Here is a 23,401-nt window from a genome sequence, read left to right on the forward strand (position 1 = left end):
ACCCGGTCCACCCCCTTCTTACCACGTGCCACGGGAGTGCCATGAGTAGCTTCGTATCCACCGGTACCCATACCAGCACCGACCCGGAATCCGCGCCGCCGGAGCGGCCGGTGCTCAATAACGGCTTCTGGCCGGATCTCTCGCCGTCGGACTTCCGCGAGCGGCACCGCCTCGACGGCACCGTGACCGACGCACGTCTGACCGGGGCCCTGGACGCCGCCATGGCGCACGTCAATCGCGTGCTGCGCGACTGGCAGAGCGTGCAGGTCGACGCCGGCTATCCGACCGTCGATGCCATCCCCGTGCCGATCTGGCAGGCCCCGGGCGTCTATCGAACGCTGTACCTGCGCGCCGTGATGTCGATGGCACACGCCGGCCTCGCCGAGCGCTATGCCGACTACGACGCCACCAACGCCGCCCGCGAACGCAGCCTGGAGATCGACGATCCGGCCGACGCCTACCGCCGCGATGCCCATTGGGCCATCGCCGAGATCGAAGGCCGGCCGCACACCACCGTCGACCTGATATGACCCGCACGGTGCGCAGCCAGCAGGGCGACACCCTGGACCGCCTTTGCTACCGGCACCTGGGGCGCACCGCCGGCGTGACCGAGCGAGTACTGGCGCTCAACGTCGGCCTCGCCGAGCAGGGCCCGGTGCTGCCCTCCGGCACCGCCGTGACACTGCCCGACATCGCCCCCGAACCGGTCCGCGCACCGCGCGTCCAGCTTTGGGACTGATCCGCCCGACCATCGCAGGACGCCCCATGGCGCAAGAGCTCAACGTCACCACCGAGGCCCTCAAGACCACGCCGCCGGCGCTGGTGGCGCTGCTGCATGCCGGGGGCATGACGCCGTCGGACTGGGTCACCGTGCTCACCCTCTGCTACCTGACGCTGCAGATCGGTCTGCTGATTCCCCGCTACATCGACCGCTATCGACGCTGGCGACGCCGTCGGCACACAGACACGGAGATCGAGGACACATGATCAAGAACCGCAATCGCTGGCTCGGTGGCGGGGCCATCGGTGCGGCCGCCGGCGGCGCGCTCACCATCGCCATCCAGGTGGTCGGCCATTTCGAGGGCACCCGCAACACCGCCTACACCGACCCGGTGGGCATCCCGACCATCTGCACCGGCCACACCGGCCCCAACGTGCGGCTCGATCAGACGCTCAGCGACGCCGAGTGCCAGCGGCTGCTGGCCGGCGATCTCGGCGAGGCCTTCGACGCCCTGGAACGCGAGGTGGCGCCGGGCGTGCTCGAGGCCATGCCACCCACGCGCCGCGCCGCTCTGGGCAGCTTCATCTTCAACGTCGGCGAGGGGGCCTTCGCCCGCTCCACCCTGCTCGAGCGACTCAACGCCGGGCAGCCACGCGCCGCCTGCGAACAGCTGTCGCGCTGGATCTACGCCGGCGGCCGCAAGCTCGCCGGCCTGGTGAGGCGCCGGGCCGCGGAACGCGAACTCTGCCTGGTCGGACTCGGCTCATGGGATCGCTCGTGAGTCGGCTGGGTAGCCCCCTGCTGCGCTGGGGGCTACCGCTGCTGCTGATGCTCGGCCTGGCCCTGGGCGGCTGGGCCCTGTGGGAGCGCGGCAACGCCGCCCGGCAGCAGGCCGAACGCCTGGCGGACCAGCGTGACGTCGCCCAGCGCGAGAACCAGCAACGCCAGGTGGTCATCGACGCCCTGTGGGCCAACGCCCAGCGCCTCGCCGACCAGCGTCGAACGCTGAACGCCACGCTCGCCGAGCTCGATCGCACCGCCTCCGATCGCCTGGCCACCCTCGAGGAACTGCAACGTGAGAACGCCGAGTTACGCGCTTGGGCCGACGCTCGCCTGCCTGAGCCTGTTATCCGCCTGCGCGAGCGCCCCGCCGTCACCGGCGCCGCCGCTTATCGTCAAGCGCTGCGTGACGCCGACGCCCTGCACCCTGCCGGCCAGCCATCCGACGACCAACGGTGACCTTCACCGTCAGTTGGAACTAACCGAGAGCGCCTGGGCGCGCTGCGCCGCCCAGGTCGACGCCATCATCGCCTGCCACGCCACCACACCCGGAGCGTCACCATGATTCACCGCCAGCGCCTCTATGCCCTCCTGCGCCGCCTGATCGCGGCCTGCCTTTCGCCCCTCCGCGGGGTCGGTCGCCAGTGCGACCGCCTGGCGGTGGCCATCGAACGCCGCTGGCGGCGCTGACCGAGGACCGAGCCATGCGCAAACTCAGCGCCCTGCGCCAATACCTGATCGATGCCGTCCCCGAGCTCAAGCGCGACCCCGATCGCCTGCTGACCTTCGTCGAGGATGGCAGCGTAGCCTTTTCCCGTGGTCCCAACCTGAGCCACGGCTATCGCTTCACCGCCCAGCTGATCCTCACCGACTACGCCGGCGAGATCGATGCCGTGATGCTGCCGCTGCTTGACTGGCTGTCGGTCTACCAGCCCGATCTCGAGTCCGAGCAGGCGGTGGCCTTCGAGGCCGAGATCCTCAACCACAACAGCGTCGATCTCGCCCTTCGCGTGCGCCTCGACGAACGGGTGGTGGCCACCCGAGACTGCGAGACCGGTCGCATCACCGCCGAGCACCGGATGCCGCGTTTCGAGCGCCCGGACTGCCCCGGGGTGCGCTGGACCCTGGAGGTCCGAGAACGCCTGGGAGGCGACTTCGTGAAGATTGCCGAGTGGGAAACGGCCGGAGTCGACGATGAGCTCTACTGACCTGGACCAGCTCGAGGACTGGGTGGCCCCGCTGCTGGCCCGCCTCGAGCCCAAGCAACGCCGTCAGCTCGCCCGGCGCGTGGCCACCACCCTGCGCCAGAGCCAGCGCGAGCGCATCAAGGCCCAGGAGAACCCCGACGGCAGCGGCTTCACCCCGCGCAAACCCCAGCACCGCCAGAAAGCCGGCGCCATCCGCCGCCGCGGCATGTTCCACAAGCTACGCACCGCCAAGTACCTGCGCACCCGCGGCACGAGCGACGCGGCGGTCGCCGGTTTCTTCGGCCGCATCAACCGCATCGCCCGCGTGCACCAGTACGGCCTGCACGACCAAGTGGATCGCGACGGCCCCCGCGTGAAGTACGCCGAGCGCCGCCTGCTCGGCTTCAGCGAGGCCGACCGCGAGGCCATTCGCGACGCGCTGCTCGAGCACCTGACCCCGCCCTGATGCCCTGCCCGGTGTAAGAGGCGCTTTCTACACCGGGCAGCGCTTCGCCCGCGTGACGCGCCCCGCCACGATAGCGGCATGAACCAAGTCGAGATCAATCGCCTGTTGCATAACCTGGTCCGCCCCGGCGTCATCGCCGAGGTCGACCACGGGGACATCTCCGTGACGCCGCCCAAGCCGGCACGGGTGCGCGTGTTCGTGGGCGCGATGAAAACCGACTGGATTCCCTGGCGCGAGCAGCGCGCCGGCAAGACCCGCACCTGGAATCCGCCCACCGAGGGCGAACAGGTGCTGCTGCTCACCCCCGGCGGCGAGCTGCGCGGCGCCACGGTGCTGACGGGCATCAACTCCGACCATATCCCGGCCCCCAGCGACAAACCCGAGATCACCATGCTCGTGATGCCCGACGGCGCCGTGCTCCAGTACGACCACGACAAGATGCACCTCGACGCCAGCCTCCCCGGCACCGCCACGATCAACGCCAAGGGGGCCATCGACGTCACCAGCGCCGACGACATCAGCATCAACGCCAAGAACATCAACATCACCGCACAGGCCACCGTCTCGGTGAGCGGTGCCCGCATCGATCTGAATCAGTGAGGCTCCATGGCAATCGGCGACGACCAACTGACCGACGACACCCAGCAGGTCGACTACACCCCGGCCATCGCCGAGCTGACCTTCGTCCTGGCCGAGATCCGCGACCACCTGGGCAGCGTGCGCGACCACCTGAGCAAGCTGGCCGAACAAGGCAGCACGCGGCAGACCCACATGGCCCGCGCCCTGGCCATCTTCGAGCGGGCAGCGGACGTGGAGCGCGGCCTGGTCTCGCGCCCGGCCAATGACGATGGACTCAACACGGCCGCCATGGTCGTTGCCCTGCGCGAAGCCGGCATGCTGGATGCCGTGCTCGCGGAACAAGGGGGTGCGTGACGATGCCTGCCGCTGCCCGCCAGTCCGACATGTGTACCGGTCACCCGGGATGCAAGCCACGCCCCGCCCTGACCGGCTCGCCCAACGTCTTCATCAATGGGCGTCCTGCCCATCGCGTCGGCGACGCCTGGGCCAAGCACTGCGGTCATGGCGGCGTGCTGGCCACCGGCTCATCGAGTGTCTTCGTCAACGGCCTGCCGCTGGGTCGCGTGGGCGACGCCATCAGTTGCCAATCCATGGTCGCCACGGGCTCACTCAACGTGTTCGCGGGGGGCTGACGGACATGGGCATGCAGCGCACTACCGGCACCGGCCTGAGCGGCATCGCACACATCCGCCAGTCGGTCATTGATATCCTCACCACGCCCATCGGCTCGCGCGTCATGCGCCGCGACTACGGCTCGCTGCTGCCGGAGCTCGTCGACCAGCCGCTGAACGGCGCCACGGCGCTGCGCGCCTACTCGGCGACCATCGTCGCGCTGATGCGCTGGGAGCCACGCATTCGCGTGCGCGCCGTGCAGCGCGAGGTGAGCACCGAACGCCCCGGCCGGCTGACGCTGACCATCGACGCCGTGGTGGTCGCCACCGGGGCCAGCCTCGATATTCGCGTGCCGCTGGCCGCCAGGGGCGTGGCATGACCACGCCGATCGATCTCTCGCAGCTCCCTGCCCCGGACGTCATCGAGGCACTCGACTACGAGACCCTGTTCACCGAGCGCAAGGACCGGCTGCTCGACCTCACGCCCGCCGAGGAACGCGATGCCCTCGCGGCCACCCTGGCCCTGGAGTCCGAGCCGCTGACCAAGCTGCTGCAGGAGAACGCCTATCGCGAGCTCATCCTGCGCCAACGCATCAACGAGGCCGCCCGCGCCGTCATGCTGGCCTATGCCCAGGACGCCGATCTCGATCAGCTCGGCGCCAACTACGACGTCGAGCGACTGGTGATCGACCCCGGCGACCCGGACGCCCTGCCACCGGTACCGCCCACCCTGGAGCGCGACGCCGACTACCGCGCCCGCATCCAGCTCGCCTTCGAGTCGCTGTCGGTGGCCGGCCCGGTAGGCGCCTACGAGTTCCAGGCCCGCGCCGCCCATGCCGACGTGCTCGACGTGTCGGTGGTCAGCCCCGAGCCGGTCGACGTCGTGGTCACCGTGCTCGCGCGCAGCGGCAACGGCATCCCGCGGCCCGAGGTGCTCGAGGCGGTGCGCACCCACATCGACGAGCGCCGCCCGCTGACCGACCGCGTCACCGTGCAGCCGGCCAGCCTGGCCGGCTATCACATCGACGCCTCGCTGATCCTGAACCCCGGCCCGGATGGTGAGGTGGTGATCAGCGCCGCGCGTCGGCGCCTCGACGCCTACATCACCGACCGCCACCGCCTAGGCGCCTGGGTCACCCGCAGCGGCATCGATGCCGCCCTGACCGTGGAGGGCGTGGTGGCCGTGGAGCTCAGCGGCTGGCAGGAACTGCGCGCCGAGCCCCATCAGGCGCCGCACTGTCTCGATGCCAGCATCACGGTGGGAGGCCGCCGCCAATGACCTCGCTGCTGCCGCCGAATCGCACCGCCCTCGAGGACCGCGTCGCCGCCTCGCACCCGCTCGCGCTGCCGGTACCGCTGCGCACGCTGTGGAATCCCCACACCTGCCCGGCGCACCTGCTGCCGTTTTTGGCCTGGGCGTTCTCGGTCGACCACTGGTCGCCGGACTGGCCGGAGCGCATCAAGCGCGACGTCATCGCGGCGAGCTTCGAGGTGCACCGCATCAAGGGCACGCGGCTGGCGGTGGATCGTGCACTGGCGGCCATGGGCATCGATGTCGAGATCACCGAGTGGTTCGAGGCCGAGCCGATGCTGCCGCGCGGCACCTTCGAGGCAGTGCTCTACGTCAACGACAACCTCACCCCCGACGAGCCGGCCTTCCTCAACCAGCGCCTTTACGACGAGCTGCGCGCCACGATCGACGCCGCCAAGAACGTGCGCAGTCACTACGCCTTCAAGGTCGGCGCCAGGTTCGGCCCCAACCGGCTCGGCGCCGCCAGCGCGCTGCAGCCGGGGGCACTGGCCCGCCAGGCCGCACGCCCGACACAGCCGCCCCTGGAAGCGATCGGCACGCTCACCGCCGCCGCGGCGCACCAGGCCGGCGGCCTCGCTCGTCGGGCCGCTTCGCCCCAGGCGGACACCACCCTGCCCGCCGCGCGGATCGGTGCCGCCGGCGCCTGCCAGGTCACGGCCGTGTCACGACATGCCACGGCCAGCACCGCGGTGCAGGCCAGCCTGCCCGCCGCCTCGCTGCGGGTGGCCGGAAGCTGCCAGGCCGTGGCCATCACACGGCGCCACGTGCGCGGCCCGGACGCTGCGGATCTTCCGGACACCGTGGCCAAGGCCAGCCTCGCCCCGATGTCGCTGCGGGCCGCCGGTGCCTGGCGAGCCCGGGGCATCACTCATTTCACCATGGAGAGCACCACATGACGGCTCTGGTCCCTGTCATCACCACCGCCGGCCTCGCCGCCGTGTTCAACGCCGAAAGCGACGGTCTCGAGGCGCGCATCACTCACATCGCGCTCGGCGACAACGGCCGCCAGCCGAGCAAGGACGAGTTCTCCCTGGTCAACGAGCGTCGCCTGATCCCGGTGGCGGACGGCGAGCGCGTGGACGACCACCAGATCCACGTCACCGCCGTGGTGGACGATCCCGATGCCCCCGAGTTCTGGGTCCGCGAGGTCGGCTTCATGCTCGCCGACGGCACCATGCTGGCCGTCTGGTCCGACACCCGGCCGCTGGCCTACGTCTCCAACAACGTGCCGCTGCTGCTGGCCTTCGATCTGCGCCTAGACGCTCTGCCGGCGGAATCGGTCACCGTGGTAGGCACCGGCGCGGATCTTTCGCTGGCCGCCTGGGGCGAGCAGTACACCGCCAACGCCGCCGCCCTGGTCGATCAGATGGCGCGTCACGTCGAGCTGTTCTTCCGCGTCAACGACCTCGAGCGCGGTCGATAGGAGGCGACGATGAGCCACCAGCCGCCTCTGCTCACCATCGTCGAAGGCACCACCTACGCCTTCGCCCTGGACTGGACCCAGCCGGACGGCACGCCCGTCGACCTGGCGGGCTGCCATGGCCGGTTCGTCATCGCCCCCGCCAGCGAAAGCACCCCACTCGTCGACTGCAGCACCGACAACGACGCCATCACGCTCGAGCCCGCGGCCGGCCGCATCGCCATCCGCATCGCGCCCGAGATGACCGCCGGGCGCTACTCACGCGACTGGGTCGGCGCCCGCTACGAGCTGCGCCTCACCTTCCCGGGCGGCGACGTCTACAGCCTGCTGCAGGGCCCGATCCGGCTTACTCCGGGGGTGATCGATGGCTGAACGGCTGACGTGCCTCACCGTGCACCTGCCGTGCGGCTCGCTGGAGCTGCGACACGTTGCCGGCCAGCGCGCCAAGGTGATCGCCGCCGGCCAGCAGGGCCCGGCCGGCCGCCTGACGCCCGAGGCCATGGCCCAGGTCGAGCAGGCCATCACCGCGGCCGAGACCGCCACCGCGCAGGCCCAGACAGCAGTGGCCTCGGTCAACGCCCTGGTCGACGACCTCACCTCCTCCTTCACCTTCTACGGCGGCGCCATCGCCGCCCAGGAGCCCATGTCATGAGCCTTTCCGGGAGCCTGGACACCCTGCGCCAGGCCATCAACAACACGCTCGGCGTCATCGACGGCAAGTTGCGCAACAAGGCCGACAAGGCCGAGGTGTACACCCGCGGCGACGTCGATACCGCCCTGGCCACCAAGGCGGACAAGAGCGCCACCCTGACGCCCGAGCAGGTCGATGCCCGGCTCCAGGCGCTGATCGACAGCGCCCCGGCCAGCCTCGACACCCTGAACGAGCTGGCCGCCGCCCTCGGCGACGATCCCGACTTCGCCGCCACCGTCACCACGGCCCTGGCCGCCAAGGCCACCACCGCCCAACTCGCCGACCTGGAAAGCCGCGTCGGCGATGGATTCACCCAACTCGCGCAGGCGTTCGACGACGGCGCCGCGCTGATCACCAGCACCACGGGAGCCTAACCATGAGTCTCGAGCAACAGATCTCCGCCCTCGTCAGCGCCGCGAACAACCTGACCGGCGCGGTCAACGGCAAGATGAGCCAGATCGACCGGAAGGTCGACGAGGCCACCGCCGCCGTACCGGATGCCATTCGATCCATGGCCGAAATGACAGTCTGTGTGGATACCGAGGAGGGTGACGACGCCAATGATGGGTCTGCACAGGCGCCTCTCAAGACACTGAGCTCAGCACTACACCTACATGTGACAGGCTCCAAGCTCACGATCCTGCTGCGCGAGGGTCAAGTCTTCGAAGAGAAAGGAAGTCTATCCGGCAGAATCGCCTCAGGTGTCATCGAGTTCTCTCGCTGGGGAAATACGTCGGGCATCGACAAACCCATCATTCGCAATACCGCTGACTATCTCCCAAGTTACTCAGCCAACCGTGGCAAGTTGGTAACCATGGATAATGGCTTGATTCTGATCAAGGATGTTGACCTGGATGTCAGAAACGCCGACAACGGCGAGCAGCTCTTCCCACTCGATGGCTTTTTCTACACGTACCTTTCATCACTAACACTGATGGCCTCCAACTCGCATATCAATTTGTACAACCGCCCCTTGTTCGGTGCTTCTCAAGGAGGAAGGACACGTCTCGATATTCGCTTGAACAGCTGCTCTCTATCCATTGAAGCGGATGACGGGAATGCAAAGGTCATCCTCGGCGGCAGCGCTCTTTATTCGCTCGGCGTCTCAAGCATGACCTTGCCGGAAGGTAAGCTTTGGAGTGATCTGGTGCCCGTCAAACCGGACCACTCCAACATACTCACGAACCTGGATTACGCCCAGCTCTAAGTCGCTTCCAAGGAGATCGAAGAGATGATGATCAACAAAGTAACGCGCCACGATGGCACCACCATCTGGAACCTGGATACCGATTCCGCCGATCTGCCGCTGGGCGAAGTTCTTCCTGCCGCTCAGACACAGTTCGGCCAAGCCATCGACACCGCCGCCGGCCAAGCCCGCGCTGCCTTCGTGTCGCCAGGAACCCTGATCGAGCAGGAATACCAACTGGCCAAGCACGAGGCTCAGACCTGGCTCGACGGCGGCAAGGACGGAACCGCCATACCCTCCAGCATCAGCGACCACATGGCCATGTTCGGCGTAGGAGCTGAGGCAGCGGCCAACGAGATCGTCGCGACGGCCGAGCAGTGGGAGCAGGCGCTGGCCACCATCCGCAGCGCCCGCCTGGGCGGCAAGGCGGCGGTACGCAACGCCGAGACGATCGAGGCCGCCGAGCTGGCGTCGCAGGCCGCCATCGCCGAGCTGAACGCCATTCGGCCGCAGGAGGGCTCACTGTGAACCGCACCCACCTCGAGCACGTGCTGATCGCGCTGGCGATCCAGCTCGCCCTCTGGCCCCTGCTCGGCCCGATCGCCGCCGGCGCCGTGGCGGTGGCCCTGCTGCTCGGCCGGGAAATCGGCCAGCACGAGTACCGTCTCGGCCTCGAGCGCGGCTGGCAGTGGGGCGACCCGCTGCCGGTGCGATGGCATGAAGGGGTATGGCGGGGCTGGACGCGAGACTCAGCGATCGATGTCGCAGCCCCGGTAGGGGCAACGAGCCTCGCCGTGTTAATTGCTTGCCTGATGTAGCAAGAAGCCCGCCATCCGGCGGGCTTCCTCCATCATTCAGCTTTCCTTGAACTTCATCGGCCCTTTTCCGTTCGTCTTCACGGACTGGATTCCATTCTCTCGAGCCGCCTCTGACGAATACATTTCGCTGGTTCCGATGACCTGGCCGTTTCCAGCCTTCAAATTGAAGTAAGGCTGGCCATTCTTGGCCACTTTCCGATCATAGCGATTGTCATTGCCACTGTTGATACGGCACGAATCAATGCCATTCTCCGCTGCGGGTTTGGTCGTGTACCGCTCGCTGGTCAGAATGACCTCATGGTTACCTGCCTTGAGCGTGAAATGATATTGGCCATCGGTGGCCTGCTTGAGCTCATAGTAACCCGCCATCGTTCGACCTCCATGTTGGTTGCACAGCCTAGCCGCCTCCATCCACTACAGACACGGCCCTACCACTTGTAGTCGCCGTGCGGTGACTCTGCCACCCCGCCAATGAGCCTCCGTCTTGCCGGTGTAAGACGCCCTCACGACACCGAGCACCGCTCGCCCCGCCCACGCCCTCACCACACCATGAAGGCCTGATAGCGCGTCCTGCCGCGCGTTCCCTGCCACCGTTCTCCCTGATCAGGACCTACACATGGCACTCGACCAATACCATCACGGCGTCCGTGTTGCCGAGATCAACGACGGCACCCGCATCATCCGTACCATCTCGACGTCCATCATCGGCATCGTCTGTACCGCCCCGGATGCCGACGACACCGCCTTTCCGTTCGACACCCCGGTGCTGATCACCAACATCAGCCGATCCATCGGCCAGGCCGGTACCACCGGCACCCTGGGCCGCACGCTGGATGCCATCGCCGACCAGTGCGATCCGGTGATCGTCGCCGTGCGCGTGGCCGAAGGCGCCGACGAGGCCGAGACCACCAGCAACATCATCGGCACCGTCACCCCGGAGTCCCGGCGCACCGGGCTGCAGGCGCTGCTCACCGCCAAGCAAAAGCTCGGCGTGACGCCGCGCATCCTGGGCGTGCCCGAGCTCGATACCCAGCCGGTGGCCACCGCCCTGGTATCGATCGCCCAGGACCTGCGGGCCTTCGCCTACGTCAGCGCCGACGGCGCGACCACCGTCACCGACGCCACCAGCTACCGCGACCAGTTCGGCGCCCGCGAGCTGATGGTCATCTGGCCCGAGTTCGAGGCCTGGGACATCACCGACAGCGCCACCACGCCGGTCAGCGCCGTGGCCCGCGCCCTGGGCCTGCGTGCCAAGCTCGACCAGACCGTGGGCTGGCACAAGACGCTCTCCAACATCCCGGTCAACGGCGTCACCGGCATTTCGGCCGACGTGTTCTGGGACCTGCAGTCCCCCAACACCGACGCCGGCATCCTGAACGCCGCGGACGTCACCACGCTGATCAACCAGTCCGGCTACCGTTTCTGGGGCTCGCGCACCTGCGCCGGCCCCGAGTCGCTGTTCCCGTTCGAGAACTACACCCGCACCGCGCAGATCCTCGCCGACACCATCGCCGAGGCCCACCTCTGGGCGGTCGACAAGCCGCTCCACGCGAGCCTGGCCCGCGACATCATCGAGGGCATAAACGCCAAGCTGCGCGAGCTCAAGACGCTGGGCTACATCGTCGACGGCGAGGCTTGGCTCAACGAAGAGCTCAACACCAACGAGTCGCTCAAGGCCGGCAAGCTGCGCATCGACTACGACTACACGCCGGTGCCGCCCCTCGAGGATCTCGGCTTCCAGCAGCGGATCACCGACACCTACCTCGCCGACTTCGCCGACCGCGTCGCCGCCCTGACCTGATAGGAGCCCCGCCCCATGGCACTTCCCAAGAAGCTCAAGGACATGAACCTGTTCGCCAACGGCGACTCCTGGCAGGGCCAGGTCCAGTCCGTCACCTTGCCCACCCTGACCCGCAAGATCGAGGAATGGCGCGGCGGGGGCATGGAAGGCACCGTCGGCATCGACATGGGTATCGACGGCCTGATGACCTGCGAATGGACCGTCGGCGGCCTGATCGCGGCGATGTTCGACAACTACGGCAGCAGCCGCATCGATGCCGACCTGTTGCGCATGACCGGCAGCTACGAGAGCGACGACGTCCAGGAGGTGGTGCCGGTCGAGGTCGTGATGCGCGGCCGCCACACCGAGATCGACATGGGCGACGCCCAGTCCGGCGAGAACACCGAGCACACCGTCACCAGCACGCTCAGCTACTACAAGCTGACCATCAACGGCGCCACGGTGATCGAGATCGACATTCCCGGGTACGTGTTCAAGGTCAACGGCGAAGACCGCCTGGCCGAGCGACGCGCCGCCCTGGGGCTATAAACGACGAACGCCTCGCCGGTAAGGGGCCGGCGAGGCGCTCTGGATTCACACCCTATCAAGGCTAGGGGGAACCTGTGGCACAGCATAAACCGTCGCGTGAGAAAACGCGATTACGACCAGGAGTTACACCCCATGACCGATAAAGCGACCGAGAAAACCCAGCCCATCACCGGCCAGGTCGAGCTCGACACCCCCATCAAGCGCGGTGAGCAGACTATCGAGTCCATCACCCTGCGCAAGCCCCGCAGCGGCGAGTTGCGCGGCGTGGCGCTCACCGACGTGCTGCAGATGCAGACCGACGCGCTGATCAAGCTGATCCCGCGGCTGTCCGCGCCGTCGCTGACCGAGCCCGAGGTTCGCGAGATGGACCCGGCCGACCTGGTGCAATGCGGCAGTGAAATCGCCGGTTTTTTGCTGACGAAGCGGGCCAAGGGCGACGCCGCGTAAGGCTCCCCGACCAGGTGGAAGACGCGATGGCGGATCTCGCCACCGTCTTCCACTGGACACCTACCGACTGCGCGGCCTTCACCCTGCGCGAACTGATGGACTGGCGCGAACGCGCGCGCAAGCGCAGCGGCGCCGCAGACGGAGCCGCACATGGCGCGCGATCTCAAGCTTCAAGTCGTCCTCGACGCCGTCAATAACGCGACCCGCCCGCTACGCCAGATCACCCGGGGCAGTGAAGCCACCGCCCAGGCGCTGAAGGCCAGCCGCGACCAGCTCAAGCAACTCGAACGCGCGCAGCGTGACCTGCGCGCGTTTCGTGACATGAAGCGCCAGGCCGGCGAGACCGGCGACGCCCTGGCGGCCCAGCGCCGCCAGGTCGCCGAGCTCTCCCGGCAGCTGAACACCACCGAAGGCGACACCGCCTCCCTCAACCGCGAGCGAGACCGGGCCATCCGCAAGGCCCAGGAGCTCGCCCGCACCTACGATCGGCAGTCCGGCCAGGCCCAGCGGCTCAAGCGCTCGCTGCGCGACACCCACGACATCACCGGCCGCCTCGCCGGCAGCGAGCAATCCCTGGCCCGGCAGATGCGCGACGCCAACGCCCAGATCGACCAGCAGCAGCGCAAGCTGACCCGTCTGGCAGAGTCCCAGCGACGCGCCCGCCAGGCCGCCGACCAGTACCAGCGCGGCATCGGCCGGGCCAACAACATGCGCGGCGCCGGCATGACCGGCCTGGCCACCGGCGGCGCTGCCCTCTACGGCGGGGCGCGGCTGCTCGCCCCCGGCGTGGCCTACGGCGAGCAGATGAGCGCCGTGCAGGCCGTGGGCCGCTTCACCGAGGATGACCAGCGCTTCCAGGCGCTCCAGGCGCAGTCGCGAGAGCTCGGTGCCTCCACTGCCTTCAGCGCCACCGAGGTCGGCGCCGGCCAGGAGTTCCTGCTGCGCGCCGGCATGAGCGCCGAGGCGATTCGCGCCTCGATGGGCGACGTGCTCGACCTGGCCATCGCCAACAACACCGAGCTCGGCCGCACCGCCGACATCGCCTCCAACATCGCCGGCACCTTCAAGATCGACCTCGAGCAGGACGGCGCCATGACCCGCGTGGCCGACGTACTCTCGGCCACCGCCAGCCGCGCCAATGTCGATCTCGAAAAGCTCGGCAACACCGTGAAGTACCTGGGCGGCGCGGCGGATCTCAACATCAGCCTTGAGCAGGCCACCGCCATGGCCGGCATCCTCGGCAACATCGGCATCCAGGGCGAGATGGCCGGCACGGCGATGCGTGCCATGAAGAACCGCCTCACCAATCCCACCAAGGCTGCCGCCGGCGTCATGCAGGATCTCGGCCTCCAGGTCGCCGACACCCAGGGCAACATGCGCGACCTGCCCGCCATCCTGTCGGACATCGAACAGGCCACCGCAGGGCTGGGCAACGTCGAACGGACGTCGGCCCTCCAGGAGATCTTCGGCGTCGAGGCCGGCTCGGGCATGAGCGAGCTGGTGGATGCCATGGGCGAGGGTCGTCTGACCGAGCTGATCGAGGCCGTGCGCCACGCCCAGGGCGAGAACGCCGGCATGGCACGCACCATGGCCGACAACATCGGCGGCGACCTCAAGGCGCTCAACAGCGCCTGGCAGGAAATCGGCATCACCCTCACCGACACCAACCAGGGGCCGCTGCGCGAGCTGATCCAGAAGGTCACCGCCGTGACGCGCGCCGTGGGCGACTGGATGAAGGAAAATCCCGAGTTGACCGCCCAGATTGCCACCGCTGCGGCCGGCGTCGCCGGGCTGGTGGCCGTCGGCGGCGCCCTGACCCTGATGCTGGCCTCGCTGCTCGGCCCGATCGTCACGGTGCGCTACGGCCTGGCCATGCTGGGCATCCAGACCGGGGGCCTGGGCGGGCGGATCTACGCCTTCACCAGCCGCATTCTTCCCGCCCTGGGCAAGGGGCTGCTGTGGGTGGGGCGCATCATGGCGACCGTGGGCCGGGCACTGCTGCTCAACCCCATCGGGCTGGCCATCACCGCCATCGCCGGCGCCGCCTATCTGATCTACCGCCATTGGGATGGCATCGCCGCCTTCTTCCGCAACCGCTGGGCCGACGTGAAGGCCGCCTTCCAGGAGGGCGCCGGCGCGGTCGTCACGCTACTGCTCAACTGGAATCCCATCGGGCTGATCTACCGGAGCATCACCAAGGGACTGGGCTGGCTCGGCGTCGACGTGCCTCAACGTTTCGCCACCCTCGGCGGGCTGATCGTCGACGGCCTGTTCGGCGCCCTGTCGCGTGGCCTGGCCGCTGGATGGCAGCACATCACCGGCGCCTTCGATGAGGGCCTGGCCGGCCTCGGCCGCCTGCTGCTCGACTGGTCGCCCTTCGGGCTGCTGTGGCGCGGTATAACCGCGGCCCTGGAGCGCCTCGGCGTTCAAGTGCCCCAACGCTTCGCGAGCCTCGGCAGCGCCATCGTGGATAGCCTGATCGGCGGTGTCACCGGCGCCCTGGGCGCGCTGCGCGAACGTATCGTGGGCATGGCCGGCAGCGTGGCCGACTGGTTCAAGGGCGTGCTGGGCATTCATTCCCCCTCACGGGTGTTCGCCGGCTTTGGGGGCAACCTCATCGAAGGCCTGGTCAACGGCATCGACGAGCGCTGGCAGGCCCTCAAGGACGCCATCGGCGGCACCGCCGACGCCGTGGTGGGCTGGTTCAAGGAAAAGCTCGGCATCCACTCCCCGTCTCGCGTGTTCGCCGAGCTAGGCGGCCACACCATGGCCGGACTGCAACGCGGCCTGAAAGCCGGCGAGGACGGCCCGCTGCACCAGGTCGACCGCTTCGGGCAACGCCTGCGCCAGGCCGGCGCTGGCCTCAGCCTGGGCGCGCTGACGCTCCCCAGCGTGGCCACCGCCACGCCACCGGTACCGCCCGAGCTGCCCGCCCTTCGCGTGACCGCCGAGGCACCGGCCCTGCCGGAGCTGGGCACCCTGCGCGCCCCCGGCCTCGAGCTGCCGCCGGTGCCAGAGCTGCCCACCATGCGATTGGCGGCCGAGGCCCCGGCCCTGCCGGAGCTGGGCTCCCTGCGCGCCCCGGGCCTCGAGCTGCCGCCGGTGCCCGAGCTGCCGGCTATGCGAGTAACCGCCGAGGCCCCAGCTTTGCCGAAGCTGGGCACCCTGCACGCCCCGCGCCTCGAGCTGCCGCCGATGCCCGAGCTGCCGGCCATGCGAGTGGCGGTCGAGGCCCCAGCCCTGCCGGAGCTGGGCACCCTGCGCGCACCTGGCATCGAGCTGCCGTCGATGCCCGAGTTGCCGGCCCTACGAGTGGCAGCCGAGGCCCCGCCCCTGCCGGAGCTGGGCATCCTGCACGCTCCGCGCCTCGAACTGCCGCCGATGCCCGAGCTGCCGGCCATGCGAGTGGCGGCCGAGGCCCCGGCCTTGCCGGAGTTGGGCACCCTGCGCGCCCCGGGCATCGAGCTGCCGCCGATGCCCGAGCTGCCGGCCATGCGATTGACCACCGAGGCCCCGACCCTGTCGGAGCTGGGCACCCTGCGCGCCCCTGGCCTCGAGCTGCCGCCTGTGCCCGAGCTCCCCGCCATGCGAGTGGCGGCCGAGGCCCCGGCCCCGCCGGATCTGGGCATCCTGCGTGCCCCGGGCATCGAGCTACCGCCGATGCCCGAGCTACCGACGCTGAAGATTCGCGCCGAATCGCCAAGGCTGCCCCAGCTCGGCGAACTGCCATCGCTGCGCCTGCGCCCGCCGCAGCTCGACACCATGCCGGCGCTGGCCATCCAGCGGCCGGAGGTGCCGGACCTAGGCACCGTGCCCTATCAGCGGCCCGAGCTCCCGGCGTTGCAGGTCGCCCGCCCCGACGTGGCGCCCATTGCCGCCGATACCCAGCCGATCCAGATCGACAATCGACCACCGCTCACCCAGGGCGGCATGAGCCCAAGCGCGGGCAGCCTCTCGTTCGGTGACATCAATATCAACGTCAACGCCGCGCCCGGCATGGATGAGCAGACCCTGGCACAGCATGTCGCCCGCGAGGTGCAGCGGGCGCTGGAAGATGCCCAGCGCGACGCCAGCGCACGCGGGCGCTCGTCGCTCTGGGACCGTGAATAGGAGACCGCCATGTTGATGGCCCTGGGCATGTTCGTGTTCGAGACACGCAGCGTGCCGTATCAGCAACTGCAACGCCGCACCGAGTGGCGCCACCCGTCCCAGTCGCGCGTCGGCGAACGGCCGGCCTATCAGTTCGTTGGCGTGGGCAGCGACACCATCACCCTCTCGGGCACCCTGTACCCCGCGTTCACCGGCGGCCGGCCTAGCCTGGACGAGATCCGCGACATGGCCGACAAGGGCAAGGCCTGGCCGCTGGTCGAGGGCAGCGGCCGCCAGTACGGGCTGTTCGTGGTCACCGGCATCGACGAAACCGCCAGCACCCTGTGCCGCGACGGCACGCCCGCTAAGATCGAGTTCTCGATGACCCTCGAGCACGTTGATGACCAGGCCGGCGCGGCCGCCCTGGGCGATATCACGCTCTACAGCCAGGCCGTGCTCCAGGGGGCCTACGCCTGATGGCCATGCCCTATCATCGCCCCAGCTACCGGGTCACCCTGGCCGGCCAGGACATCACGCCCAAGCTCAACGGCCGTCTCCACTCGCTGCGCATCAAGGCGCAGCGCGACCAGGAGTCCGACCAGCTCGACATCGTGCTCACCGACCACGACGGCGAGCTCGCCATTCCCCCCAGCGGCGCCCTGCTCAGCGTCGCCATCGGCTGGCAGGACGAGGGGCTGATCGATCGCGGCACCTTCCACGTCGACGAGGTGGAACACTCCGGCAGCCCCGACCGGCTCACCATCCGCGCCCGCGCCGCCGACATGCAGCAGATGCTGCCCGGCAAGCGCACCCAGAGCTGGCACGATCCCACCCAGACGCTCGGCACCATCATCGGCGCCGTCGCCGGGCGCAACGGCTTGTCGCCCATCATCGGCGGCGACCTGGGGGCGATCCCCCTGCCCCATATTGACCAGACCGACGAGAGCGACCTCAACTTCCTGACCCGCCTGGGCCGACGCTATGACGCCGTGGCCACCATCAAATCTGGGCGCCTGCTGTTCACCCCGGCCGGCGACGGCCGAGCCGCCAGCGGCGCGGCCCTGGGCGGCGTGGTCATCACCCGGCGTGACGGCGACCAGCACCGCTACAGCCGCACCTCACGCGACGCCGAGAGCTATACCGGCGTGAAGGCCTACTGGAATGACCCGAGAGCGGCCGCCCGGCAGGAGGTCGTCGCAGGCGGCACGGGCAAACTCAAGGAGCTGCGCGCCGTGTTCGCCAACGAGGCCGACGCCATGGACGAAGCCGTCTCCGAGTGGCAGCGCATTCAGCGCCGCGAGGCCCTGTTCGAACTCACCATGGCCCACGGCCGTGCCGACCTCATCGCCGAAACGCCCATCACCCTGGTGGGCTGGAAGCCCCAGATCGACGGCACCGACTGGCTGATTACCGACGTCGAGGACATCCTCGACGACAAGGGCTACATCACGCGGATTCGCTGCGAGGTGAAGGTGGGGGCGTGAGAGACCTCGCCGAGGGCCGAGCCGACCTAGACCCAGAGATCCCGGTCACGCTCACCAGCTGGAAACCCGAGATAGAGACCACGCCCTGGCTGATCACCGAGGTCAGCCACGACCTGAGCGACCGCGCACTGACGAGCTCGGTAGAGATGGAAGTAAAAACTTGATGAAGCAAGCGCACCATGTAAATGGTGACCCGGCCATGAATTGGCCGGGCTTAAAAGAAACTACAGGTAGGTACCATCGCTGCTATTTCCATTTCCATGGGTCCCCTCGTATCAGGGTACCGCTTTAACGAGGCAACCACTGCTGTTGAGAAAGATCATATTCCTTGATATTGGCAGGCGCATAGAGAGGCAAGTTTGGTCGCTTGTCCGAATACACCCCTCCTGGAATCGTCCCCCCACCACCTCCACTATTGTCACCACCACCTCCTCCTGCATCTGAATTCCCATCTTCACCTTCCCTTTCACCATATAAAGGGAGCGGCTTTAAATTCAATATCACTTTGTGCGTTTGTGATGCAGCAGTTTCTCCACCCAATTCAACAACAACCAGCTTCCCTTTTGCACCACCTTTTGTACTCAAGGCAAAGGTCACCTCAAGCTGAACATCCGTTAGCTCATAAAATGCATCGGCCGGATCACTTTGAGAGCTCTTCAACTCATCCTTGACTTGAGCAATAAACCTCCCAAGAGAAATATTTCCTTTCATAGCCGCCCCCATTGATCAATCACATGACAACGTCTTCCTTTCACATTAAAGCTATATCAGATGTGAGAAATCACAACCCATACCGCCTCGCCTGGCTCACCACCACGCCCCGCAGATCCGACTGCCGGGCCCAGATCGACTCGCGGGGCCCGGCGGTAGGCATCAGGCGCATCCGCCCGCCGATCCGGTGGCTGCTGAACAGCCGCTGCTCGCCATCCAGCTCCACCACCACCAGGTCGGCGTGCTGGGCGGGCTTCTGCTCGTCGACCACCAACAGGTCGCCTTCCATTAACGGACCGCCCACTCCGGCATCCTCGCTCACCTCCACCAGGTAGCAGGTGGGCTTGAAGCGCGAGAGGTCGTATCCCTCCAGCGCGGGATGGTCGATGCCCAGACACGCCGGGCCCAGGTAATTCACTCGCATGTCGTCCCTGCCAATTCATGATCCTGCCACCAGCCGCACCACACCGGGCCCGGCCGCCTGCGTCACCTGGCCTTTGTTCATATTAGCGTTTGCCTAAGAGTGCGCCGATGTCGAATACTGTATAAACGAACAGTCTTTGACAAGAGGCACCGCCATGCGCGATCCCGAGATCCACCATCCGCACCCGGCACCGCCATACCGCGCCCTGCCCCACCCACTGGCCACCATCCGCGCCGGCATCTCCGGCTTTCCCTCACCGGCAGAGGACTACGTCGGCCGCACGCTCGATCTCAACGAGCGGCTGGTGAAGCGCCCCGCGGCCACGTTCTTCATGACCGTCACCGGCGACAGCATGGTCGACTTCGGCATCCAGGACGGCGACACCGTGGTGGTGGACCGTTCCATCGACGCTCGCCCAGGGCACATCGTCGTGGCCCTGGTCGACGGGGAAGTGATCGTGAAGCGCTACGAGACGATTGGTAAGCGGCCCTACCTGTGCTCCGGCAACAGCCGCTATGCGCCGATCCCAGTGGCCGACCTGGACTGCCAGGTGTGGGGCGTGGTGCGCTCGGTCATCCACGAGTACGCCGTATGATCGGGCTCGTGGACTGCAACAATTTCTACGTGAGCTGCGAGCGCGTCTTCCAGCCGCGGCTCGAGGGCGTGCCGGTGGGCGTGATGTCCAACAACGACGGCTGCGTGATCGCGCGCTCCAACGAGCTCAAGGCCCTGGGCGTCGAGATGGGCACCCCAGCCTTCGAGCTGCAGCAGTGGGTCAACCAGGGCCGCATCCACCTGCTCTCGTCCAACTACGAGCTCTACGGCGACATGTCCGCCCGGGTGCGCGAGGTCCTCGAGGAGTTCTCCGCCGGCGTCGAGCCTTACTCAATCGATGAGATGTTCGTCAGGTTCGACGGCTTCGACACTGCCACCACCCAGGCCCTGGCCCGCACGCTCTATCGCAACGTGCGCCAGTTCACCGGCATCCCCGTCTGCGTGGGTGTGGCGCCCACCCGCACCCTCGCCAAGCTGGCCAACCGCGCCGCCAAGAAGCTGCCGGAGTACGGCGGCACCTGCGTATTGCACGCCGAGGGCGACGAGACTCGCCGCTTGCTCGAGCGCACCGCCCTGGGCGATGTCTGGGGCGTCGGCCGCCGGCTGGTCGAGCGGCTGGCCATCCAGGGCATCGGGACTGCCTGGGATCTCCGCCAGGCCGACCCCAAGACCATCCGCCGGCGCTTCTCCGTCACGCTCGAGCGCACCGTGCGCGAACTCCAGGGCACACCCTGCATCGAGCTCAACGACGCCGACCGCCCGCGCGATCGCATCATGACGTCGCGCTCCTTCGGTCGCCTCACCGGCGACCTGGGCGAGCTGCAGGAGGCCATCCGCCAGCACGCCCAACGCGGCGCCGAGAAGCTCCGCCAGCAGGACAGTCACGCCCGCGCCGTGCTCGTCTTCCTCAAGACCAACCGACACCGGCTGGACCTGGCTCAGTACTCGCCCAGCGCCGTTGTCGAACTGCCCGAGCCCACTGACGACAGCAGACTGATCCTGGCCGCCGCCCGCCAGTGCCTCGAGGCGATCTACCGCCGTGGGTACCGATTCATGAAAGGCGGCGTGATGCTGCTCGACCTGGTGGATGCCAACCGCGAACAGCTCTCGCTGCTCGACACGCCCGAGCGGGCCGCCCAACGCGATCGTGATCACAAGCTGATGGCCACCCTGGACAAGCTCAACGGTAAGATGGGCCGCGGCACCGTACGCCTGGGCATGCCAAGCAAGAATGCCGCCTGGCACCTGCGCTGCGCGCACCGCACACCGCGATACACTACTCAATGGAATGAACTCATCAATGCTAAAACATGAAGTGCTAGGATTGCAGTCTTCAACTAAAAACGAATGGAGAAATTGTAGTGGCAGAAATTGACTTAACAGAGCCATCATGGGTTCAGGCAATTGGAAGCATAGCCGCCATCTTTGCCGCCTTCCTTATATCTTGGAGAGATAGGCATCACGAAAAATCAGAAAAAATAAAAGGCGAAGAAAACTATCATAAATCAATAGTCGACATTGCCACTCTTGCCATAAAAGAAGCCAGATATATAGATCAAACAGTGCGCGGCGACTTGACATACCTGATCCACGAAGGAATAAACACCACAAGCCTAAAAAACCATTGCAACGCCTTATCCACCATCACCCTTGAGTCCTTAACCAAAAAAAACGCCTTTGCGCGACTTCACAAGTTCAGAGAAACAATAAACGGGATTGCATTCACAGGAGACCAAGCAAGCGAGAATGTCTCAACTGAAGGACTAGACCCCATGTATGAAGAAGCAGCCATGGATCAGGCAATCAGAGCAGAAAGAGAATACCGAGCACTTATGCAAGCACTGAAGTAAAAGCACTAGCAGAATTGTATTAAACTGGCATCGTCGTTAGCGGAACGATTGACGCGAGTGCTGACGGGCCAATGGATTATCAGCTCAGCGGGTAGGTGGTGGACCACCTGGCGGATCGTCTCGCGGTCCGTCAGGTGGGGATCGAGCCAGGGCTCCAGGCTCTCGTCGTCCAGGGCCAGCGGCATGCGCGAGTGGATCTCCGCAGCCACCCCGCGAGCCGGCTCAGTGAGGATGGCACAGCCCGGCTTGCCGTCCGGCCGCTCACTCCAGATGCCCGCCAGCCAGATCGGCTCGCGGTCCTCACGGCACAGGAAGTGCGGCTGCTTCTTGCCGTCTACCGGTAGCCACTCGTACCAGCCGTCCGCCGGCACCAGGCAGCGATGATGGGCGAACGCCCCGCGAAAGTAGTTGGAGGTGGCTACCTTCTCGACGGTGGCGTTGATGGGCTCAGGCGCCTTGTCATTCGTCCAGTGCGGCCGGTAGCCCCACCACACCTCACCCATCACCAGCGGCGCATCATCGCTGGGATGGCCCACCGCAGTGATCCAGGTACCCGGCGCCACGTTGTAGCGTGGCCTCAGCTCCCCTGGCTCCAGCGGCAAACGCAGGGCCTGAGAGAGCTTCGGATAGGGGCTATAAAGAGCGAAGCGGCCGCACATAATTCATCGCTATTCACAATCACTGTGAAGGTAAGATTTATAGTTAACATACTCTATTTTTCAAGCATGCTCCCCAAGATGCCACTAGTTGCGAAATACTTAGCCATTCATCATCAACACCCTCAACAGTTCGCTCTGCCAGCTTATGTACAGAGCAACAATTCATGGCATCCAAAGAATGCCGAGACAAATCACTGCCTATACCACGACAGACCCAATCGTCTGCATCCTCACGAGCCTCAACAACACCTTCCCAATAAACAGACCCACATTGATGATCTAAAGCAAGTGCATCATCTTTTCTTAAACCGCACTTATGATCAAAAAAAGGCCTACAGCCATGCCTCGCCACAATATTAAAATTGTCATAGTTGTTCTGAGAGGTTCTTAAAATAACTTCCTCAACCACGTCTAAAGGGATAATGTTCTCGACCTCACGAGAATCAAGAATTCTTAAATAGCCGAAACCATCCGCTCCTCTTTCAAAACGATTGAACCTTTTTGCAGTGCCACCCAATTTACCAGAAGGATGAGATTTGTCACTATCAACAATACAGAGAACTGGCTCATCTTCATTTAGATGCCTCACAAATTCATCATATGTGGTTGCTCCACCACCATGATGCGGATTGCACTTAACATCTTGAGAATCAAACAAGCCGGCTTTGACCAAAAAGACCTGACTCCCTTTTAAATACAATTGATAGTCAAAAACGTGCTCAACTATAATTTTAGCCTTTTGCCAAAAGGATGAGTCATTTAGCCAGCCATAGCCAACTCTCAAAAACCTACCATCCTCAACCTGTCTACACATCTTATCATCAAAATCAATTTCAACATGAAACACAAAACTTTCATGTAAATACTTAGACTCTCTCACATAACTCTTAAGCTTATAAAGAGCTCGATAATGGTAGTCACTAAGCCCTTCTGTATCCAACAACATTTCTACTAAAGCACGCTGCATCCACAATATATGCTTACCTTCACCGAAAGCATTAATTGCATGTTCTATAACCCTAAGCTTATCACTTCTATCATCATCAAGGTTAGGAATTCCGGGGATTCTTACAATCATGAAA

37 protein-coding genes and 1 pseudogene are annotated in these 23,401 nt (G+C 65.9%); 33 read left to right on the plus strand and 5 right to left on the minus strand.

Annotated features, from left to right (window positions below; all coding sequences use genetic code 11):
- The first annotated feature begins 41 nt into the window (after positions 1-41).
- The 22 genes and pseudogenes from FHR96_RS10250 (at position 42) to FHR96_RS10345 (ending at position 9,771) form a co-directional block, all read left to right on the plus strand.
- Positions 42-530: a head completion/stabilization protein gene (locus tag FHR96_RS10250; RefSeq protein WP_183387584.1), complete on the plus strand. Its 489-nt coding sequence runs from the start codon at positions 42-44 to the stop codon at positions 528-530.
- Positions 527-739: a tail protein X gene (locus FHR96_RS10255; RefSeq protein WP_183387585.1), complete on the plus strand. Its 213-nt coding sequence runs from the start codon at positions 527-529 to the stop codon at positions 737-739. The genes FHR96_RS10250 and FHR96_RS10255 overlap by 4 nt, the downstream gene beginning before the upstream one ends.
- A gap of 26 nt (positions 740-765) precedes the next feature.
- Positions 766-987, plus strand: coding sequence for a hypothetical protein (locus FHR96_RS10260; protein ID WP_183387586.1), 222 nt, complete (start codon positions 766-768; stop codon positions 985-987).
- On the plus strand, positions 984-1,502 hold the full coding sequence (locus tag FHR96_RS10265; RefSeq protein WP_183387587.1) for a lysozyme: 519 nt from the start codon (positions 984-986) through the stop codon (positions 1,500-1,502). The genes FHR96_RS10260 and FHR96_RS10265 overlap by 4 nt, the downstream gene beginning before the upstream one ends.
- Before the next feature lie 47 nt (positions 1,503-1,549).
- Positions 1,550-1,924, plus strand: a pseudogene (gene lysB / locus FHR96_RS10270) (Rz-like lysis system protein LysB); the annotation flags it as partial.
- Positions 1,845-2,066 (plus strand): Rz1-like lysis system protein LysC, encoded by a 222-nt coding sequence (gene lysC / locus FHR96_RS22735; RefSeq protein ID WP_379813055.1) that lies wholly within the window; start codon positions 1,845-1,847, stop codon positions 2,064-2,066. The pseudogene lysB and the gene lysC, both read left to right, overlap by 80 nt.
- Positions 2,063-2,191 (plus strand): hypothetical protein, encoded by a 129-nt coding sequence (locus FHR96_RS22595; protein ID WP_281378390.1) that lies wholly within the window; start codon positions 2,063-2,065, stop codon positions 2,189-2,191. The genes lysC and FHR96_RS22595 overlap by 4 nt, the downstream gene beginning before the upstream one ends.
- A 14-nt stretch (positions 2,192-2,205) precedes the next feature.
- The gene (locus FHR96_RS10275) at positions 2,206-2,709 is read left to right on the plus strand and encodes a phage tail protein (protein ID WP_183387589.1); all 504 of its coding nucleotides are present in this window, start codon (positions 2,206-2,208) and stop codon (positions 2,707-2,709) included.
- Positions 2,696-3,154 (plus strand): phage virion morphogenesis protein, encoded by a 459-nt coding sequence (locus FHR96_RS10280; protein ID WP_183387590.1) that lies wholly within the window; start codon positions 2,696-2,698, stop codon positions 3,152-3,154. Before FHR96_RS10275 ends, FHR96_RS10280 begins: the two co-directional genes overlap by 14 nt.
- A 78-nt stretch (positions 3,155-3,232) precedes the next feature.
- The gene (locus FHR96_RS10285) at positions 3,233-3,754 is read left to right on the plus strand and encodes a phage baseplate assembly protein V (RefSeq protein ID WP_183387591.1); all 522 of its coding nucleotides are present in this window, start codon (positions 3,233-3,235) and stop codon (positions 3,752-3,754) included.
- 6 nt (positions 3,755-3,760) lie between these two features.
- Entirely contained in the window at positions 3,761-4,087 is a 327-nt protein-coding gene (locus tag FHR96_RS10290; protein WP_183387592.1) for a hypothetical protein, read from the plus strand.
- 2 nt (positions 4,088-4,089) lie between these two features.
- Positions 4,090-4,365 carry a PAAR domain-containing protein gene (locus FHR96_RS10295; protein ID WP_183387593.1) on the plus strand — a complete coding sequence of 92 codons (276 nt, stop codon included), beginning with the start codon at positions 4,090-4,092 and terminating at the stop codon, positions 4,363-4,365.
- Between the two features lie 11 nt (positions 4,366-4,376).
- The gene (locus FHR96_RS10300; protein ID WP_183387594.1) at positions 4,377-4,724 is read left to right on the plus strand and encodes a GPW/gp25 family protein; all 348 of its coding nucleotides are present in this window, start codon (positions 4,377-4,379) and stop codon (positions 4,722-4,724) included.
- On the plus strand, positions 4,721-5,623 hold the full coding sequence (locus FHR96_RS10305; RefSeq protein ID WP_183387595.1) for a baseplate J/gp47 family protein: 903 nt from the start codon (positions 4,721-4,723) through the stop codon (positions 5,621-5,623). The genes FHR96_RS10300 and FHR96_RS10305 overlap by 4 nt, the downstream gene beginning before the upstream one ends.
- The gene (locus tag FHR96_RS10310) at positions 5,620-6,552 is read left to right on the plus strand and encodes a phage tail protein I (protein WP_183387596.1); all 933 of its coding nucleotides are present in this window, start codon (positions 5,620-5,622) and stop codon (positions 6,550-6,552) included. Before FHR96_RS10305 ends, FHR96_RS10310 begins: the two co-directional genes overlap by 4 nt.
- Positions 6,549-7,079 carry a phage tail-collar fiber domain-containing protein gene (locus FHR96_RS10315; protein ID WP_183387597.1) on the plus strand — a complete coding sequence of 177 codons (531 nt, stop codon included), beginning with the start codon at positions 6,549-6,551 and terminating at the stop codon, positions 7,077-7,079. The genes FHR96_RS10310 and FHR96_RS10315 overlap by 4 nt, the downstream gene beginning before the upstream one ends.
- Before the next feature lie 9 nt (positions 7,080-7,088).
- On the plus strand, positions 7,089-7,448 hold the full coding sequence (locus FHR96_RS10320; protein WP_183387598.1) for a hypothetical protein: 360 nt from the start codon (positions 7,089-7,091) through the stop codon (positions 7,446-7,448).
- Positions 7,441-7,728 (plus strand): hypothetical protein, encoded by a 288-nt coding sequence (locus tag FHR96_RS10325; protein ID WP_183387599.1) that lies wholly within the window; start codon positions 7,441-7,443, stop codon positions 7,726-7,728. Before FHR96_RS10320 ends, FHR96_RS10325 begins: the two co-directional genes overlap by 8 nt.
- On the plus strand, positions 7,725-8,141 hold the full coding sequence (locus FHR96_RS10330) for a hypothetical protein (protein WP_183387600.1): 417 nt from the start codon (positions 7,725-7,727) through the stop codon (positions 8,139-8,141). Before FHR96_RS10325 ends, FHR96_RS10330 begins: the two co-directional genes overlap by 4 nt.
- A gap of 2 nt (positions 8,142-8,143) precedes the next feature.
- Positions 8,144-8,974, plus strand: a complete 831-nt coding sequence (locus tag FHR96_RS10335) for a hypothetical protein (protein WP_183387601.1) — start codon at positions 8,144-8,146, stop codon at positions 8,972-8,974.
- A gap of 24 nt (positions 8,975-8,998) precedes the next feature.
- Entirely contained in the window at positions 8,999-9,481 is a 483-nt protein-coding gene (locus FHR96_RS10340; RefSeq protein WP_183387602.1) for a hypothetical protein, read from the plus strand.
- A complete protein-coding gene (locus FHR96_RS10345) occupies positions 9,478-9,771 on the plus strand; it encodes a hypothetical protein (protein ID WP_183387603.1) in 294 nt (97 codons plus the stop codon). The genes FHR96_RS10340 and FHR96_RS10345 overlap by 4 nt, the downstream gene beginning before the upstream one ends.
- Before the next feature lie 36 nt (positions 9,772-9,807).
- On the opposite strand, the gene FHR96_RS10350 is transcribed toward FHR96_RS10345, so the two are convergent.
- A complete protein-coding gene (locus FHR96_RS10350; protein ID WP_183387604.1) occupies positions 9,808-10,140 on the minus strand; it encodes a YegP family protein in 333 nt (110 codons plus the stop codon).
- Between the two features lie 247 nt (positions 10,141-10,387).
- On the opposite strand from FHR96_RS10350, the gene FHR96_RS10355 reads away from it, so the two are divergent.
- The 8 genes from FHR96_RS10355 (at position 10,388) to FHR96_RS10390 (ending at position 18,284) form a co-directional block, all read left to right on the plus strand.
- Positions 10,388-11,572, plus strand: a complete 1,185-nt coding sequence (locus FHR96_RS10355; RefSeq protein ID WP_183387605.1) for a phage tail sheath protein — start codon at positions 10,388-10,390, stop codon at positions 11,570-11,572.
- Between the two features lie 15 nt (positions 11,573-11,587).
- Positions 11,588-12,100 carry a phage major tail tube protein gene (locus FHR96_RS10360; RefSeq protein ID WP_183387606.1) on the plus strand — a complete coding sequence of 171 codons (513 nt, stop codon included), beginning with the start codon at positions 11,588-11,590 and terminating at the stop codon, positions 12,098-12,100.
- 132 nt (positions 12,101-12,232) lie between these two features.
- Positions 12,233-12,547: a phage tail assembly protein gene (locus FHR96_RS10365; protein ID WP_183387607.1), complete on the plus strand. Its 315-nt coding sequence runs from the start codon at positions 12,233-12,235 to the stop codon at positions 12,545-12,547.
- 26 nt (positions 12,548-12,573) lie between these two features.
- Positions 12,574-12,744, plus strand: coding sequence for a GpE family phage tail protein (locus FHR96_RS22740; protein WP_183387608.1), 171 nt, complete (start codon positions 12,574-12,576; stop codon positions 12,742-12,744).
- Positions 12,698-16,657 (plus strand): phage tail tape measure protein, encoded by a 3,960-nt coding sequence (locus tag FHR96_RS10375; RefSeq protein WP_183387609.1) that lies wholly within the window; start codon positions 12,698-12,700, stop codon positions 16,655-16,657. Before FHR96_RS22740 ends, FHR96_RS10375 begins: the two co-directional genes overlap by 47 nt.
- A 9-nt stretch (positions 16,658-16,666) precedes the next feature.
- The gene (locus FHR96_RS10380; protein WP_183387610.1) at positions 16,667-17,113 is read left to right on the plus strand and encodes a phage tail protein; all 447 of its coding nucleotides are present in this window, start codon (positions 16,667-16,669) and stop codon (positions 17,111-17,113) included.
- Entirely contained in the window at positions 17,113-18,120 is a 1,008-nt protein-coding gene (locus FHR96_RS10385) for a contractile injection system protein, VgrG/Pvc8 family (protein ID WP_183387611.1), read from the plus strand. The genes FHR96_RS10380 and FHR96_RS10385 overlap by 1 nt, the downstream gene beginning before the upstream one ends.
- Entirely contained in the window at positions 18,117-18,284 is a 168-nt protein-coding gene (locus FHR96_RS10390; RefSeq protein WP_183387612.1) for a hypothetical protein, read from the plus strand. The genes FHR96_RS10385 and FHR96_RS10390 overlap by 4 nt, the downstream gene beginning before the upstream one ends.
- A 124-nt stretch (positions 18,285-18,408) precedes the next feature.
- Here FHR96_RS10390 and FHR96_RS10395 read toward each other — a convergent pair whose 3' ends face one another.
- Together FHR96_RS10395 and FHR96_RS10400 are read right to left on the minus strand one after the other, a co-directional pair.
- Positions 18,409-18,831: a trypco2 family protein gene (locus FHR96_RS10395; RefSeq protein ID WP_183387613.1), complete on the minus strand. Its 423-nt coding sequence runs from the start codon at positions 18,829-18,831 to the stop codon at positions 18,409-18,411.
- A gap of 70 nt (positions 18,832-18,901) precedes the next feature.
- The gene (locus FHR96_RS10400) at positions 18,902-19,255 is read right to left on the minus strand and encodes a LexA family protein (RefSeq protein ID WP_183387614.1); all 354 of its coding nucleotides are present in this window, start codon (positions 19,253-19,255) and stop codon (positions 18,902-18,904) included.
- A 154-nt stretch (positions 19,256-19,409) separates the two neighbouring features.
- Here FHR96_RS10400 and FHR96_RS10405 point away from each other — a divergent pair, with 154 nt between their 5' ends.
- The 3 genes from FHR96_RS10405 to FHR96_RS10415 are packed head-to-tail and all read left to right on the plus strand — an operon-like array spanning position 19,410 to position 21,660.
- Positions 19,410-19,850: a LexA family protein gene (locus FHR96_RS10405; RefSeq protein ID WP_183387615.1), complete on the plus strand. Its 441-nt coding sequence runs from the start codon at positions 19,410-19,412 to the stop codon at positions 19,848-19,850.
- The gene (locus FHR96_RS10410; RefSeq protein ID WP_183387616.1) at positions 19,847-21,124 is read left to right on the plus strand and encodes a Y-family DNA polymerase; all 1,278 of its coding nucleotides are present in this window, start codon (positions 19,847-19,849) and stop codon (positions 21,122-21,124) included. Before FHR96_RS10405 ends, FHR96_RS10410 begins: the two co-directional genes overlap by 4 nt.
- Positions 21,125-21,171: 47 nt before the next feature.
- Complete coding sequence (locus tag FHR96_RS10415) at positions 21,172-21,660, plus strand: hypothetical protein (protein ID WP_183387617.1); 489 nt, start codon at positions 21,172-21,174, stop codon at positions 21,658-21,660.
- Positions 21,661-21,665: 5 nt separating this feature from the next.
- On the opposite strand, the gene FHR96_RS10420 is transcribed toward FHR96_RS10415, so the two are convergent.
- Positions 21,666-22,319 (minus strand): SOS response-associated peptidase, encoded by a 654-nt coding sequence (locus tag FHR96_RS10420; RefSeq protein ID WP_183387618.1) that lies wholly within the window; start codon positions 22,317-22,319, stop codon positions 21,666-21,668.
- Between the two features lie 43 nt (positions 22,320-22,362).
- Complete coding sequence (locus tag FHR96_RS10425) at positions 22,363-23,397, minus strand: hypothetical protein (protein ID WP_183387619.1); 1,035 nt, start codon at positions 23,395-23,397, stop codon at positions 22,363-22,365.
- Positions 23,398-23,401 lie beyond the last annotated feature (4 nt).

It is taken from the genome of Halomonas organivorans (genome assembly GCF_014192055.1).
In the GTDB taxonomy this organism is placed as follows: domain Bacteria; phylum Pseudomonadota; class Gammaproteobacteria; order Pseudomonadales; family Halomonadaceae; genus Halomonas; species Halomonas organivorans.